Origin of the sequence: Desertibacillus haloalkaliphilus, from assembly GCF_019039105.1 — a bacterium.
GTDB classification, from domain to species: domain Bacteria; phylum Bacillota; class Bacilli; order Bacillales; family KJ1-10-99; genus Desertibacillus; species Desertibacillus haloalkaliphilus.
This window is the reverse complement of the sequence record NZ_JAHPIV010000422.1, coordinates 1-361: the sequence shown is the minus strand read 5'-3', so window position 1 is coordinate 361 and position 361 is coordinate 1. Positions and strand designations below refer to the sequence as shown.

The 361-nt window shown below is 45.2% G+C and carries 1 protein-coding gene; it reads right to left on the bottom strand.

Translation table 11 applies throughout. From position 1 onward, the window contains the following. Positions 1–318 (bottom strand): HAD-IIB family hydrolase (locus KH400_RS22605; protein WP_217228467.1); only part of this gene is annotated, 318 nt, incomplete at its 3' end. Positions 319–361: the final 43 nt, after the last annotated feature.

Sequence of the window (361 nt, the reverse complement as noted above, 5' to 3'; positions counted from 1 at the left end):
AACGGTATCAATACCCATCATTTGCGCATTTTCAAGCAGGTCAAACGCAATTTCACGATCAATATTAAATGAATACTCGTGTTCCCAGTGTTGACGTGGCTTATGACCCAATGACCCGTTGAAGTTAATCATTGGTGACTTCAAGCCCAACGTGTCGTAAATATCCATCGACAAACGTACGGGACGCCCCGTAACGATCGACACAATGTGCCCATCTGCTTGTGCAGCTTGCAACGTACGACGGGTACGGTCTGAAACCTCACCTGCGTCATTCAATGTTGTCTTATCCAAATCAATTCCGATTAGTTTGCGTTCCATGCGTTAGACCCCTCTTTTGACTCAATTGGTACTATGTTAGCAC